Raw genomic sequence first — 14,840 nt, 5'->3', positions numbered from 1 at the left:
CCAAATAGTTACAAATACAAAATACAATTCATCTCTATCATTGTTTTCTCATATTTTATGAGTGTAGTCGTTTTTTGGAAATGTTCAAAAAATAGTCAGATTTTGATGATATTTTTGACAGAAGGAGGGCTCCAAACTATTGAGTCCAGGAATTGGAGTACCTCGTATGATCGGAAATTTGTGTATAAATATTGCTCTATTTGGTTGAATTGTGGAAATTCATTACCTATATTTAAAAAAAACCACTCTGGAGTGACTTAACAAGTCTTCTATAAAAACTAGTTATGAATCAGACCGAATTGCATTTGTATCGTGGTTTAACCAGTTCGGAAAAGCGATACAGTAGAGCCATCATTGGGATCCCTTTAATAGTGACCCTCTATAGTATTATTTCAGGGATGTTATTTAATATCAGTATGGGTACATTAGTATTATTTTTGATTTGTTACAGTTGTACTGTTTTAGGAATTACGATCGGTTTTCACCGTTTGTTAACGCATCATTCATTCAAAACAAAGCGATGGGTGAAGATTGTGTTTGCTTGTTTTGGTTGTATGGCTTATGAAGGTCCTCCATTCTTTTGGATAGCCGCTCACCGAAGACATCATAAATATACAGAAACCCAGTTTGATCCGCATTCACCTCTTTCGACAAAGAAAGGGTGGCTATATGGTTTTTATCACGCCCATATGGGATGGATGGTCGACCACACCCTAGAGAACTGGCGATATTATTTAGGCGATTTGCTTCGCGATCGCGATTTATTGTTTATAAACAAACACTATAGCCTTATTGCCCTGAGTGGGATAATTGTTCCCGGAATTATCAATGGATTGTTGTACATGAATTGGTATTCGTTCTGGGAAGGGGTTATTGTTTGTGGATTTGTCAGAATCTGTTTCCAACAACATGTTACCTGGTCCATTAATTCAGTTTGTCACATTTGGGGAAGAAAAGATTTTAAAACGCAGGACAACAGTAAAAATAATTGGCTTTTGGCAATTCTTGCTTATGGCGAGGGTTGGCATAATGGACATCATGCTTTTCCAAGCTCCGCCAGACATGGGCTAAAAAAATGGCAGATAGATCTATCTTATATATTAATATATTTACTCTCATGTATTGGTCTAGTTCAAGAAATCAAGTTGCCTACCGAAGAACAACTAAAACAAAAATCAATTAAATAATGATCTTTGGGTTCTATTGAATTAAGAAAAACTATTAGTCTTCACCATTATGAACATCCACAATGAGGTCTGGATCAATTGGGGGGCCAGAAATTTTTCTTGTTTCACTAGCCCATTCACCCAAGTCAATAAGCTTACATCGATGTGAGCAAAAAGGTTTGAACTGGTTATCCGGACGCCAGGTATTTTGTTTCCCACAAATAGGACAAGTGATTTTATCGATGTTCATGATCTTTAATCTTTACAAAAGAGGTTTAATATAAATTTTGATTTTAGCATAAACAGATCATTATGGGCTTCTCCAAATTAATTCGTATTGCAAATTTATTTGTTTTAATGTGCTAAATTTATCATAATGCTGCTTTTTGAGTCTAAGGATCTTATGTCATCATTGCTTACTATCAATTTGCTAGAGGATTTAGTTCGTGCCGCTGAGTTGAATCAAGAAGGTAAGACAGCAGATTATATTCCTGAACTTGCTAATGTGGATGCAGATTTAACCGCAATTGCTGTCCAACCTTTGGGAGGGGATCCTCTTTCATACAGCAATAACCTTTTAAATCCGGTGACATTGCAAAGTACCTCTAAGATGATCCCTTTGATTGGGTTACTTGAAGAGTTTGGCGATGAACAGGTGTTCGAATGGGTTAAAGTTGAGCCCTCTGGGGATGATTTTGCTTCGATTACCCGCTTAGAACAATTTGGACCTAAACCCTCAAATCCAATGCTGAATGCAGGGGCAATTACTTTATGTTCACAAATTCCAGGCAAGGGCGAGCAACAATTTGGATGGTTAGAACATTGGACGCAAAAATTATTTAATCAACGCCTGAGTATTAATCCTTTAGTTTTTGCTTCTGAAAAACGTACTGGTAATCGCAATCGTGCACTCGCTTATTTATTAAAGAGTAGGAATAACCTTAGAGCAGATGTTCATGAAACTTTGGATTTATATTTTGCCCTATGTTCCTATGAAGCTAAGTTAGAGCAGATGCTTTTTCTACCTACTCTATTAGCCAATGCAGGACGAAATCCTGACAACGGGGAGCAAATCATTTCCACCGAAACCGCTAAAATTACTTTGGCAATTATGGCAACGTGTGGACTCTATGATGAGACAGGAACCCATATGGTTAAAACTGGAATGCCGGCTAAAAGCGGGGTATCGGGCTATACCATTGCGGTTGTTCCTGGGAAAGCTGGGATTGTAGTATTAAGTCCGCGAGTAAATGCTAAGGGCAACAGTATTCGTGGCGAAATCATGCTTGAAGGCTTGTCTAAAGCCATGAATTGGCATTTTGCCTTACCTTGATTGGACGTAACCTGGGCTTTCACGCAAATTCCTGGGTTACAGGGTGCATTTTCCGTGCTAAAGGCCAACAGAGTATTTTGCAAATCATCTGGAAAATGAAAACCGGAGTTTCCGGAGAGGTTAAGTTAATTATACTTGAAAACTCACATTAAGTTTTTATAATGCCAAAATGTTAATCATCTAATTAAATTATGATTTTTTATTCCAAAATATATTTTCCGCGTTTTTTTCCGACAACCCTTGAAAAAGCAATTCAAGACAAGCTTGATGACACCGATACTTTGAATTGGGAACTAACTCGATACAAAGCTTTATTGAACTTAAAGAAGCAAGCTTCTCGCATGATATCAAGTCTTGAGGAGTTAAAAAAAGTTACCGAGGCTCAACAAATTGACTCGATGGATAAACTCATTCAGGAGGTGATTAAAGAAGCAATATCCAATCCTTCCTTCGATGGAAGTCAGCATTTTAATGTATTGAACAATAAATTTTCATTATTAAAAGATGAGGTTGAAGAACATAAGAATCTAGAAAAGTGTTTTTCTGGATGCAACGTGTTCGCGAATTCAATTGTGACTTCGGCAGCTGCTCTGGGTGTTGTTTTATTTGGGGCTGCTGCAGTAACTGGCCCCTTAGGTATTGCTCTTTTAGGAATAGGAATGACCCTCTTGTCGGCACTCGTTTTATCCATTGCTACCTATAGTGTTTATGTAGATGCACGATTTATAGGGGATAAACAACTGAGTGAGATTGATGCAGGTATAAATTTCCTAACTAGCTATCCTAATGTGGAGCTGATGCTTGAAAAGGACGTACCCAGCAACACTCTATGTGGTATTTAAAGTCACAAATTACTCATTTTTAATGATAGATAAATTGCCCTGGTTGGAGACAACCAGGCGACATTGCTAAGCTGCAAATTCAATTTTTTCCTAGAGTAGATGATGGACTTACAGCTTGACTTTGTTCTATTTTGAATTGGTTTAATTCTTCTATCTCTTCCCGAGAAAGCATTCCTTCTGGGGAATAATTGACTAAAGGATTAAGCGTATCAAACTCGGGATTGTACGGATAATAAGTGTTTTTGCCGCGAGATTGACTAAAGCTATGTAACTTTTCAGGCTCTTTATTTAATTCAAAAACAAGATTCAACGTAGGATCACATATCACTCGATCTTCATCTTTCCCCAGACTGACCACCACATGTCTATTGATGTTAACACCAAGGACAGTGAGATTCATTTCCTCAAGTTGTTCAGGGTACATTTTTTGGATATAGTGAAAGGCCAACGTGGCAAACTCCCCGCAATTGCCTATTTTTTTCTCTAAAACACAAAGTTCTAAACAATGCCTTCTAATTGATTGACCGCGTGTAGAGTCTTCCTCCACACCTTTTAAGGCGCAAAAAGCCATCCATAACTCATCCGCTTGTTTCCGTATATCAGCTACTTCATTTGCAAGAGCTACTCTATCCAAATACTGTAAGTTATGGAAAATAGAGCTTTCATAATATCCGGCGCTTTTACGTTGGTTATAACGCTCTGCATATTTATTTTTTAATTCTTCTTTTCTTACGGAGGTTAAATCGTTATCCAATAATGCAGCACTCTTCTTATAAAACTTAATCCGCGGCGTGGTCTCTCCTTGTTTTATATGTTCCCTAGCATAAGCGCAGGCTTCTTTCGCTATTTCCAGTAGTTCCGAGGTTTTCATAGGAATAGCCATATCATTAATTAGAACACTATATAATATATATACTATTTGCTCAAAATTGTACAAAGTGAAACATAACCGCTTCCAGATGAGGAGATTGCCGTGTGAAGATTCCAACTCCATTTTGCTGTCACAGGGAGCCCATCATTACTTAAGGCTTTGCAAAAGAATGAGATTCTTCATTTAATTTTCCAAACAGTGCTTTATGGTCTGCCACGTACGTTTCGATAATATGAGATTTTAATTGATCAAGCCCAATCGCTTTTTTCGCAGATGTTTCGATATAAACTGTAGGAAACGTTTTCGCAAATTCGGTGGCTTCATGTTTACTTACCAGACGTTCCGCCGTATCGCTTTTTAATCCTACGAATAAAAATCTGAAATGCGGATTATGTTCATTGTAGTGAAAAACATCCTGAGACCAGAATTTCAAATTATTAAAACTCTCGCGAGAACTTATATCAAAGCAAAGAAGATGAATTTTATCCCCCAAATATTGCCTTCTATAATAAGCAGTTGCATTATGTGTCATTGGATAATCGCGTCCTTGAACCAAAGGGCTTTCATAACACAACAACAATGTTCCATATTTCTTATGATGCTGAATTTGACTTTTCTCAATCTGTGTAATATTCGAATCAATGAATTCGTTTTCGGTGAGCTGACAGATCAGGCTTCTAATACCAATTCTTGTATCGCCAATCAAATTAATCAGAATTCTGGGGGCGTTTTTTTCAAAAAGGGTTTTATAATTTGCTCGGGTAATCTCGGTCATTTTTCTAAAAAACTGTCCCGTTTCTGAAAGTCTGCATACATCTTGTGGGTTGAGAAATGAAGTCATATAGGCTGATATTTCCCGAGGTAATGTAGCAAAACTGCCCGCTCTTATAGTAATTATTTCGTTTTGCATTTCTTGAGGTAATTCACGTTCCATGGATTTTTGTTGCTGTTGCATTGCTACAGCTAATTCAGCATTATATTTTTTTAATCCATCTTTAAATTGTTTGATAGCAGGGAAACCTGTAAAAGTTGAGGTAAATTGAGCTAATAAAGATTTTTCTTGAGACTGAAGTGCGCTAAAGGTTTTAGCAAGAAGCATACTATATTGTTTTTTGAGAGCTGTTTGGGATGAAGAAGGGCTGCTCAGATCAATGAGTTCAGTGAGTAGTTGCTCTACTCGCATCCCTAGCTCAGCGCCCAGAGAATTAAATGCTGATTTGTCGTCTTTTTTTTGTTTTAGCTCATGGAGCATCTCCTGTACCTTGCTCACACGTTCTGTATAGTGCTCCAGAGCCAGTTTAATTTTGAATAATTGACTCACCCCATGAAACTGATTAATGCCTTGTAGGTCAAATCGTTTTAAATAGTCATACGATTGTGCTAATCGCACATAAACAGCTTGAATAAGATTAATTTGTTCTTGAAAGTAGGATATGCGTGAGTTCATATTTTTTTCTAAATACTTAATAAATTAATTGTTGGCTTAAATATAATACATTTTGAGGCAGGGTCATATATGTAATTATCCACGCGAGTATTGTAAGCAGGTCTAACTTGGTGGTTGCTAGGGGGAGGAGCAATTCACCCCAAACAACCAAGTTTTGTGTTTTTATAAAATGTTGTACACTGTGTTTCTTATTGAGGGAGTGGTTAAATAAAATGCCTGATAATTCTCGGGATTCAACAAATTACGATAAGAACTATGAAGAAAAGAAGTTGTCCGAAGCGATGGATGCCTCAGCAGAGCCATCCGAAGACGGAATAACAAACTCTCCAAACAGCTTGCAAGATATGATACTTGCTCAAGTGGCTCAAGATCCGTTCTTAAGTATTGAGTTGATTCGAAATAAAAGTTATGCGGATACTCATATCTCTGAAGTGCTGAAAGACATTACTCCTTTTATCGGTCTCCTACCCGCAGAAGTAAAATGCGAGCTTCTTACTTTTCTCCCTATTCGGGATTGGATTTCATTGTTTAAGGTAAGCAAAGAGTGGCAGAAATTAGGAGAATCTGCGGCAGAACTCTTTCTTAATGATGTTGCGCGTGACAAACCCACGATAATTTCAATTGATAAATTTGAGGCAATATCGAACAGCTTGATAAAAAACGTTGAGAGTTACTCCCAAAAAACTCGAAGGCGCCTAGATCAGGTGGAGGAGATCAAGAATTTAAAGAAAGAAGTTAGGTCCTTGAAATTGCCGCTTGCAAAATTATTTCGATGCCAAAAAAGGTTGGAAGAAGTTCAAAGAGCTATAGCGCGTGAGTATGGAACCAGTACGATGGTTTCTTTTTTTTCGGGTCCACAAAACAGCCAATTGCATCAAATTCTTGAAGCAACTCGCAGGGAAATCCAAAAATTTATCCAATCATCCTGGTTTAAAAAAGTCCAGTTTTGTGTGAACCTGTGTCCTAATCATGTGATTGCTCATCAATTCTCTGATGCTTTTTTAGAGATAAATAACTTGCAAAATGATTTTAAAGTACCGTTACTTTCCGCTGTAATTAGGAATTCATGAGTATGGGTGTGCCTTTGGGTTGCCATAAAATTAAAGTAGATCCTTCACTATAGTTAGTATGCTTTGGGGGCTTCTTGCAATATGGGTTGGATTATAACGGGTTAGCAATGATTCTGAATTAAATCCCCAGGTGACCGCTATAGATAGAATATTACATTTTTTAGCCGCTTCAATGTCTCGTGTTTCATCTCCTATATAAAAAGTATGCTGTAAGTTCATGGTGTACGATTTAATTGCTTTTTTTAATAAATATCGTTTACCAAAATAACTTGATTCTGCGTGAATAAAATTAAATATATTCTGCATTTGATGTTGTTCAAGCCAGGTTGAGACATTTGCTAATGAATTTGAGGTTACAATCCCTAAGATACAATCTAAATTTTTTAATTCAGTAAGTACTTCAGGCAGATCGATAAACGTAGACAAGATAGGAATTTCCTTTTTCATATGCTCTCTAGCTCGATGCATTATATGAGGTAGTTTATAAAATGGAATTTTTAGATAATGGATGAGTTCTTTGGAGGTCAGATTCCTTAATGTTTCAAATTCTGAGGGATCGATTTTGCGTAGATTAAGCTCATCAGCCAAGAGCGTTAATTTTTCAATAGCAACGGGAAAACTATCCGCTAATGTTCCATCAAAATCAAAGATTAAATTAAATTTCCGATTGTCCATTTTCTCTCTTTTGCGATAACGCACTTGAGTAATAAATACAGCACTTAATATAGAGTATGCTCGAACTTTTTGAAATGTACGAGTAGGTTTAAACAAATCGTTTTTGTTTATTCAAAAATAGGCCAACAAGAAAATATCATCCATAAATCCGGCGAACTATTTGAGGTCTAACACCGGTTGGGGTATTTGCTTACGCAACAGGTGATTGATTTTTTATCTATTTGTTGTTATAATAGGCATTCGTTGTTGAGTCCAGATCAGCTTTAGACTCGATCTCGTATTACAAATAAGAATAAATCAAAAAGAAATTCGTTTGTCCATGGAGTACATCATGTGGTTCACTTTCGCTCTCTTTGCCTCTATCTTATGGGGATTTAATTACGCATTAGCGGAAAAAATATTAAATAGCATTTCACCGATCACCTTATTGGCATTGGAAATGACCATTGGAGCGATATTGTTTACAGTAATTTCTTTTTTTACAACGATGAAAAGAGACATTCAAATACTAACAACAGACTCAGGTCTTCTTTTATTAACTGGAGCTGAGATTGCAATCGTTCTCATCGCCAGTTATTTTATTGCGACCTCCATTACACTTAAAAACGCTACAATTGCGGGAATCGTTGAATTAACCTACCCTATATTTACCATTATTTTTACTTGGTTTCTATTTAATCAAGTTCATGTGAATTTTTCCGTCATTCTTGGTGGTTTTTTAATTTTTATCGGGGTCTTGGTGATAGGTTTTGCATAAACTAACGCTGCATCCTTTTAAATTCGCTTATTTGTGATTTGACAATTAAAATAGCTCTCTCCGAGCTCTTTGTGGCAATGAGGTTTCCCTGTGAAATAAATTGCAAAAGTTAGTAAAAAAATGTTGTGCTATAGTCATTGATTGAGGTAAATGCAGTTGGGTCTCAGCGCGAATTGCACTAATATCTTCTGGCTGTAGATGACGAAGCAAATGTTCTAAATAGTCGGGATGCTCTAGCCAGCGTTGAATCAGATGGGGATCGACTTCCAAATGAAATTGTATCCCTATACTATTTTGATGATAACAAAAGGCTTGCACACATTGAGAGTTTTCTAAAAGAACTTCCACACCTGGACCCGTCTCACTTGCAAATTGATGCCATTGAAAAACATGTATTGGCTGTGAAAAAGCTCCAAATAGATCATGTTCCCCACGTCTGTTGACACTTACCCATCCAAATTCAGGTTTCTCTAAGGCATAACAGTTCCCGCCCAGAGCTAGATTCAATAGTTGGGAGCCTAAACAAATCCCCAATATGGGTATTTCCTTAGCAATTGCTACTTGCAATAATTCTATTTCATGAGTTAAGTGCGGGTATAGATCAATCTCACTAGGATGCATCATTCCTCCCAGTACAACAATACCATGATAACAATTCATATCTAATCGTCGATGGGGTTCTTTAGCAAAATTGACATAGCGAATACGCAAATTCGTACTCTTTAAGGTATTAATAATTATACCTAAGGGTTCATAAGGAGAATGTTGTAAAACTAGAATGGGTGCCATCATCAAAATTTTTTCAACACGTTATGTTAAGTATAGTCGGCTGATAACGATAATTTAAATCTTACCCAAAAGAATCGAGTTGTATGACAAATTCCTGGTTAAGTTCCCAAATAGCCTTGATGCACACTATTTAATTCTTTTTCAAAACAATCATTTTTTCCTTGGACATATCGTGCATTGTCCATGGGATCCCTCCGATGCCGTAACCTGATTGTTTTAATCCTGCAAAGGGCATCCAATCCGCACGAAAGGCAGTATGATCATTAATCAGTACGGTAGAAGCCTCTAGGTATTCTGCTGCTTTTAGTGCAGGTTCTATATCCTCAGAAAATACGCTGGATTGAAAAGCAACCGGTAGGGAGTTCGCAATATGAATTGCCTCATCGAGTTGTTCATATTCATAAACACAGGTTACAGGACCAAAAATTTCCAATTGAGACACTTTAGCATCAGCAGGTGGATTGAGTAATACGGCTGGAAGCAAGGTTGTCTCAGAAAGACGGCCTCCACCAAATAATTTTGCGCCTTTGGCAACTGCTTCATCAATCCAAGAGATGACACGTTCTGTTTCACGTGGGAGAATCAATGGACCTACTTCGGTTTCTTTGAAGAGTGGATCCCCGACCTTTAATGATGTGACTCGTTTCACGAATTCATCCATAAAAGGGGTGATAATATCTTTATGCACAAAAATACGCTGTACGGAAACACACACTTGGCCGGCATGGTAATACCCACCTTTGACAAGCGATTGCGTGGTTTTCTGAATGTTCGCGCTGCGATCTACAATTACGGGTGCTGCACCACCATGCTCTAAGGCACAACGGGTGCCAGGTGACAGCTTGCTTCGTAAACTCCATCCCACTTTAGCAGAGCCAATAAAGCTTAAGAAAGCTATTCGTTCATCGGTTGCAAGTTGTTCCGCCAGGGTATTATCTTCCGTAATCAAGGTTTGACACCATCCTTCGGGAAGTCCGGCATCGCGGACTAAGTTGATGAGTTCAATGCAACATAAAGGAGTGGTGGAAGCAGGCTTAATGATGACCGGGCATCCCACTGCGATTGCTGGAGCAACTTGATGTACAATGAGATTTAAAGGATGGTTAAATGCAGAAATAGCTGCTACTACGCCAATAGGTTCTTTAATTGTAAACGCCCAGCGATGCTCGCTTGCAGGAGTAAGCCCCATAGGAATTTCTTGGCCCGCGAAATGTCGCAATTCTTCTGCGGCATCGTTTAAGCCATCTATGGCCCGTGTTACTTCAATTGCTGCGTCAGTTAATGGTTTTCCACCTTCTTGCGCAATGAGTTTGGCAAAATGATCCTGCTTAGAGGTTAATAATTGGGCTGCGCGTTTTAAAATGTCCATGCGCTCATAGGGCTTGAGCCAATTTTTGCGATTTTTTAGTGTTGATGCAGCGGTATCCAGCTTTAATTTAAGCGCGTGTTCATCATCGACAGGAATTTCTTTAATTAAGATCCGATCAAATGCTTGAACCACTTGCAGTGTTTTTTTCATGAAGTTCCCTTTTTCACTGATGCTGGGGGTAGACGTTTTTGTAACTCATCGACCAGAACACGTTTATTTTCTGAATAATCAATTGGGAAAATAACAAGCTGAACCCCCCCAGCAGTAAATGCGTTCTCCAGAATGGATCGAAAATCCTCTATTTTTTCCACTCGGGTTCCATGTGCTCCATATGCCTCAGCATATTTTATTAAATCAGGATTTGTAAATGTCATGCCGAAATCAGGGAAATGATCCACCGCCTGCTTCCAGCGAATCATTCCAAATGCATGATCTTCAATCACTAGGACTACCAGGTTTAATTTCAGCCGAACCGCGGTTTCTAACTCTTGGCTGTTCATCATAAACCCTCCATCGCCACATACCGCCATTACCCGGCGATTAGGATATAAAAGTGAGGCCATGATTGCTGATGGAAGGCCAGCTCCCATTGTTGCCAGAGCATTGTCAAGAAGGAGGGTGTTTGCCATTTGCGTCCGATAATTGCGGGCAAACCAGATTTTATACATCCCATTATCCAATGCGAGAATTCCATCATGTGGCATGACTTGCCGTACGTCATAGACCATGCGTTGCGGGGTAAAGCGATCTTCAGTTGCTCGCGCAGCGATTTTGTTCAAAATATCTTCGCGTAAATGTAACAGTGCGTTTGCATGGGGAAGCTTGCCTTCGAGTTTGTCCGCAAGCAAATTTAATGAAGGCCCCATATCACCTATAACTTCGGCTTGTGGAAAATAAATTTGTTCCACTGTAGCAGATTGATACCCAACATGAATGACCTTAAGATGACTGCCCATGATAAAGGGGGGTTTTTCTACAGTACTATGACCAATGGTTATAATTAGATCCGCTTGTTCTATCGCTTCATGTACGTAGTCCCGTTCTGAAAGGGCTGCGGTTCCCATATAAAGCTCGGTTGCTCCCGAAACAGTCCCTTTGCCCATCTGGGTGGTGAAATAAGGAATTTTTGTTCGCAAAATAAATTGGGCAAGCGCGTTAGTCGCTCGGGGACGAGATGCTGCTGCACCGAGCATCACCAGAGGTCGCTTGGCTTGTATCATCATTTCTGCAGCGCGTTTTATAGCCGCTTCACTTGCTACAGGATATTCAATAGTGTGTGGTGGAATGAGAGGAACGTTTTTGATTCGTTCTGCGGCAATGTCTTCAGGAAGTTCTAAATGCACAGGTCCTGGTGTTTCTGCTTGAGCAAGATGAAACGCTTCGCGCACAATAGTGGGGATCATCGACGGTGATATAATTTGGCGCGACATCTTTGTTAAAGGTTGCATGGTAGCTACGGTATTCACCATTTGAAATCGCGCCTGATGGGAGGATAATATTCCCTTTTGTCCCGTTATCATGATCATAGGCATCTCACCCAAAAGCGCATAGGCAGCTCCAGTAGTGAGATTTAGTGCTCCAGGGCCAAGAGTGGTCATACATACGCCGGGCTTTCCGGTTAGTCGCCCATAGGTCGCTGCCATAAATGCGGCTGCTTGTTCGTGTCGAGTAAGCACCAGTTCGATTGATGAGTTGCGAAGGGCCTCGACAACATCGAGATTTTCTTCGCCAGGAATACCAAAAATGTGTTGGACGCCCTCATTCTCAAGGGCTGCAACTAAGAGCTCGGAACCTTTGATCATAATATTCCCTCATAGAGTTCAAAATGTTCTTCTCCCCATATTATAAACCAAACTGGATCATATTTTTTATAATATTGCGGAAAGATACTCTGAGAAGCTACGGTAACGGCAAACGAATTGGTTGTAAAAATTGAACACAGGGGTCTTGTAATATACAATTATAGAGTCAATAGTAATATCAATGGCACATCATGCAAACCGATGTTAGAAGGTAAAAAATATGAGTGATGGCAAACTTGAAACTCTGGAACAAGTTAAAGTTCATAATAAAAAGAAAGTAGCGCTTGTTGATATTGATGGATGTCTTATTATAGAGGGTAAACTTAATGCCGATCTGGTGGAGCGACTTCGTCAGGGGGGGTACGATGAAATCATTTTATTTACCCAGAGAAGTAAATTTGTCCAGTCATTAAGCCTACCGAGACAACTCTCAGAAGATGAAATCAAAACCACGAATGATGCCGTTTCACATCTCTCAGAGGCACTAGGAAAGCCTGTTAAGGTATCTACTTCTGTAGATTTTATGTTTGATGGACCGTTTACTTATTTTGAGCAATTAAAAACTACTGAAGAACTCATCCTTAATAATACAAGTAATTTAGCCAAACTTCGTTCTCATCAAGCAGACAAAAGAAAAATAGAGGAACTGGGCGGAGAGGCAGAATCTGCACGTAATAAATTAAAAGAAATAGAAGTAATCAGACGACGTTTACTTACGGATAATGAGTTAGCAGAAATAGAGGAACTAAAAAAACAATTAGAAAATGAAATTAGTGAGGAAAAAAAAGTCGTCGCAGAGTATCAATCTACGCATGAAGAATATAAAACTACGGACGTAGATGGATATCCTGTGAACAAGGAACAACAACTAATAAATTTGCGGGAAACCTTGACTCAAGATGGTTCTGAATTGGAAGAAGATTATTTTGATGACAATTATTTAAATCTACAGGAACTCGAAGGACTTGAGAAGAAACCAAATCGTTTCGTGGTATCAAAAGGCAGAATAATGTCTTTTGAAGAAGTAGAGCTTAAACTCAGCAAAATAAATGATGAAATAGCCACAATAAGAAGTCAATTTGAACTTTTTATTCGCGAGCTTGGCATAGATCCGGCTATTGCCGTCAAGATGAATTACAATGAAAGGGGCCAATTAGCGGAGCCAAAAAAAACTGCCGTGATAAATTTACAAAAACTGGATGATATTCAGAATGCAATTAAAGAGGAAAATAGTCTTGGGAAAGCTCTGAGCACCGCAGAATTTTATATGTCAGCACAATCAAAAACCAATAGTATTATGGGGATTAAAGAGGAACTACATAAAATAAGCCATCCTGATTTTTCAGAAAATGTTAAACTCAAAAAAAAAGAACTATCCGATTTAAGAAAACAATATGAAATGCTATTGAAAGACAAGTTTGGAATCACGGTAAAGGAAGCGAGTGCCAAAGACATCGAGAAATGGAGAGAGCCGCATAAAACAGCAGTTACTAATTTCCAAAAGGTGCTTAAGAGTGAAAACGATCCTGTTGCAGTTTATCTGTCCAAAACATCCGTCCCAACGCTTACAGAATTAAAAGAGTCATTCAGAGCGCTTTATATTACAACGGTATATAGTCCTGCTAACCTAAAACAGCCAAGAGATCATGCTCAATACGAAGTGACCACAGATACTGCCAATAATACAACAGATCAATTTAAACAAAAATATCAAGCGCTTAAAGGCGATAGATTAAAAATTAGTATCTTAAAAGATTTTAAATCACAGATTGAACAATTTACCACGAAACAAGAAATAGCAAAGTTTTTGGAGGCATATAAATTAAGCCCGGAATATCAAACTCTTGCGACTGGACAAGGGGCGTTTACTCAAGGAGCTCATAAAGTTGGGCTTAGTAGTTTGATTACGACCTCTTCAGTCGATGCTATTAATGATATGGTTGAGGATGCTCTCAAAATAATTGAGGATTCAAATAAAGTAAATCCTAAAGGATGAAGTCTACTTCTGCTTATTATTGTATTACTCATGGGTTTGACCTTGAGCAATTTAGAATGACACCCTAAGGGCTCATACAAAATTTTTAAGAAAGGGAAATGATACTTGAGTCGCGCTGTTATAGTGAAGAAATATACGAGGAGGAGTTACCACTTCCCTGTGGTTTTGCATCATCCATGACGCCTTCAATTCCGTTTCAAACATCCACTGTTATTTCCTCGTTATGTAAAGCATAGCAAGAATCCTCTAAAGCTCATAATCCTCAATGCTTAAAGGTTTGTAAGAGATTTCTTAAAATGGACATGCACAATTGGTTTTTTCTATAAGAGCAATTTGAGAAGCCAATTCTATTTATCCGGTAATACATCAATTTTGTTTACAAAGCATTTGGTTTCGCCACTCCAGGGAAGAGTAAATGCATCACAATGATAGCTGATAACCACATGTTTATTATTTTGCATGGCAAAGTCAGCTTGTTCTACCAGTTTGGATTTGAATTGTCCAAGGGTGAAATGAAAAGCACGCCCACTTGCTCCACTCGCATTTTCCAAACCGCCAAGAATCATTTCTCCTTCATAGGTTCCCCAAAATCTACCTTCTTTGGCAACCTTGACAATGACCCCAGATTTTTGTCCTTTTTGTACGGACCAGCATCCCGTTAATAAAAAAGCAGAGATGAGTATAATGAATGGTAAGAATATTTTTTTCATAGTTGTATTCTAT

The 14,840-nt window shown here is 38.4% G+C and carries 14 protein-coding genes; 6 read left to right on the top strand and 8 right to left on the bottom strand.

The annotated features are described in order from the left end of the window. Positions 1-284: 284 nt before the first annotated feature. Entirely contained in the window at positions 285-1,187 is a 903-nt protein-coding gene (locus HBNCFIEN_RS14620) for a fatty acid desaturase (RefSeq protein WP_182391792.1), read from the top strand. Positions 1,188-1,221: 34 nt separating this feature from the next. Here the strand turns inward: HBNCFIEN_RS14620 and HBNCFIEN_RS14615 are convergent, their stop codons facing one another. Then, positions 1,222-1,419 (bottom strand): DNA gyrase inhibitor YacG, encoded by a 198-nt coding sequence (locus tag HBNCFIEN_RS14615; protein ID WP_182393713.1) that lies wholly within the window; start codon positions 1,417-1,419, stop codon positions 1,222-1,224. Positions 1,420-1,569: 150 nt separating this feature from the next. Here HBNCFIEN_RS14615 and glsA point away from each other — a divergent pair, with 150 nt between their 5' ends. Both glsA and HBNCFIEN_RS14605 read left to right on the top strand, forming a co-directional pair. Next, positions 1,570-2,499 carry a glutaminase A gene (glsA, locus tag HBNCFIEN_RS14610; protein ID WP_182391791.1) on the top strand — a complete coding sequence of 310 codons (930 nt, stop codon included), beginning with the start codon at positions 1,570-1,572 and terminating at the stop codon, positions 2,497-2,499. 191 nt (positions 2,500-2,690) lie between these two features. Next, positions 2,691-3,341 carry a hypothetical protein gene (locus tag HBNCFIEN_RS14605; protein WP_182391790.1) on the top strand — a complete coding sequence of 217 codons (651 nt, stop codon included), beginning with the start codon at positions 2,691-2,693 and terminating at the stop codon, positions 3,339-3,341. 79 nt (positions 3,342-3,420) lie between these two features. On the opposite strand, the gene HBNCFIEN_RS14600 is transcribed toward HBNCFIEN_RS14605, so the two are convergent. Then, on the bottom strand, positions 3,421-4,212 hold the full coding sequence (locus HBNCFIEN_RS14600; protein WP_182391789.1) for a hypothetical protein: 792 nt from the start codon (positions 4,210-4,212) through the stop codon (positions 3,421-3,423). Positions 4,213-4,363: 151 nt separating this feature from the next. Further along, positions 4,364-5,659 (bottom strand): hypothetical protein, encoded by a 1,296-nt coding sequence (locus HBNCFIEN_RS14595; RefSeq protein ID WP_182391788.1) that lies wholly within the window; start codon positions 5,657-5,659, stop codon positions 4,364-4,366. Between the two features lie 212 nt (positions 5,660-5,871). Between HBNCFIEN_RS14595 and HBNCFIEN_RS14590 the strand changes: the two genes are divergently transcribed. Further along, complete coding sequence (locus HBNCFIEN_RS14590) at positions 5,872-6,729, top strand: F-box protein (RefSeq protein ID WP_182391787.1); 858 nt, start codon at positions 5,872-5,874, stop codon at positions 6,727-6,729. A 30-nt stretch (positions 6,730-6,759) separates the two neighbouring features. Here the strand turns inward: HBNCFIEN_RS14590 and HBNCFIEN_RS14585 are convergent, their stop codons facing one another. After that, positions 6,760-7,404, bottom strand: coding sequence for an HAD hydrolase-like protein (locus HBNCFIEN_RS14585; protein ID WP_182391786.1), 645 nt, complete (start codon positions 7,402-7,404; stop codon positions 6,760-6,762). Positions 7,405-7,735: 331 nt separating this feature from the next. Here HBNCFIEN_RS14585 and HBNCFIEN_RS14580 point away from each other — a divergent pair, with 331 nt between their 5' ends. Beyond that, complete coding sequence (locus HBNCFIEN_RS14580; protein ID WP_182391785.1) at positions 7,736-8,161, top strand: DMT family transporter; 426 nt, start codon at positions 7,736-7,738, stop codon at positions 8,159-8,161. 45 nt (positions 8,162-8,206) lie between these two features. Here the strand turns inward: HBNCFIEN_RS14580 and HBNCFIEN_RS14575 are convergent, their stop codons facing one another. The 3 genes from HBNCFIEN_RS14575 to HBNCFIEN_RS14565 all read right to left on the bottom strand — a co-directional run bounded on the left by HBNCFIEN_RS14575 (position 8,207) and on the right by HBNCFIEN_RS14565 (position 12,121). Further along, complete coding sequence (locus HBNCFIEN_RS14575) at positions 8,207-8,953, bottom strand: type 1 glutamine amidotransferase (RefSeq protein ID WP_182391784.1); 747 nt, start codon at positions 8,951-8,953, stop codon at positions 8,207-8,209. A 127-nt stretch (positions 8,954-9,080) separates the two neighbouring features. Further along, positions 9,081-10,469, bottom strand: a complete 1,389-nt coding sequence (locus HBNCFIEN_RS14570) for an aldehyde dehydrogenase family protein (protein WP_182391783.1) — start codon at positions 10,467-10,469, stop codon at positions 9,081-9,083. Continuing rightward, positions 10,466-12,121 carry an acetolactate synthase large subunit gene (locus tag HBNCFIEN_RS14565; RefSeq protein WP_182391782.1) on the bottom strand — a complete coding sequence of 552 codons (1,656 nt, stop codon included), beginning with the start codon at positions 12,119-12,121 and terminating at the stop codon, positions 10,466-10,468. Before HBNCFIEN_RS14565 ends, HBNCFIEN_RS14570 begins: the two co-directional genes overlap by 4 nt. 220 nt (positions 12,122-12,341) lie before the next feature. On the opposite strand from HBNCFIEN_RS14565, the gene HBNCFIEN_RS14560 reads away from it, so the two are divergent. Further along, positions 12,342-14,117 (top strand): hypothetical protein, encoded by a 1,776-nt coding sequence (locus HBNCFIEN_RS14560; protein ID WP_182391781.1) that lies wholly within the window; start codon positions 12,342-12,344, stop codon positions 14,115-14,117. Between the two features lie 347 nt (positions 14,118-14,464). Here the strand turns inward: HBNCFIEN_RS14560 and HBNCFIEN_RS14555 are convergent, their stop codons facing one another. Beyond that, positions 14,465-14,827 (bottom strand): hypothetical protein, encoded by a 363-nt coding sequence (locus HBNCFIEN_RS14555; RefSeq protein ID WP_182391780.1) that lies wholly within the window; start codon positions 14,825-14,827, stop codon positions 14,465-14,467. Positions 14,828-14,840: the final 13 nt, after the last annotated feature.

Origin of the sequence: Legionella sp. PC997 (assembly GCF_014109825.1) — a bacterium.
GTDB lineage: Bacteria > Pseudomonadota > Gammaproteobacteria > Legionellales > Legionellaceae > Legionella.
Note: the sequence above shows the minus strand (reverse complement) of the source record. Positions and strands in the feature narration are given on the sequence as shown.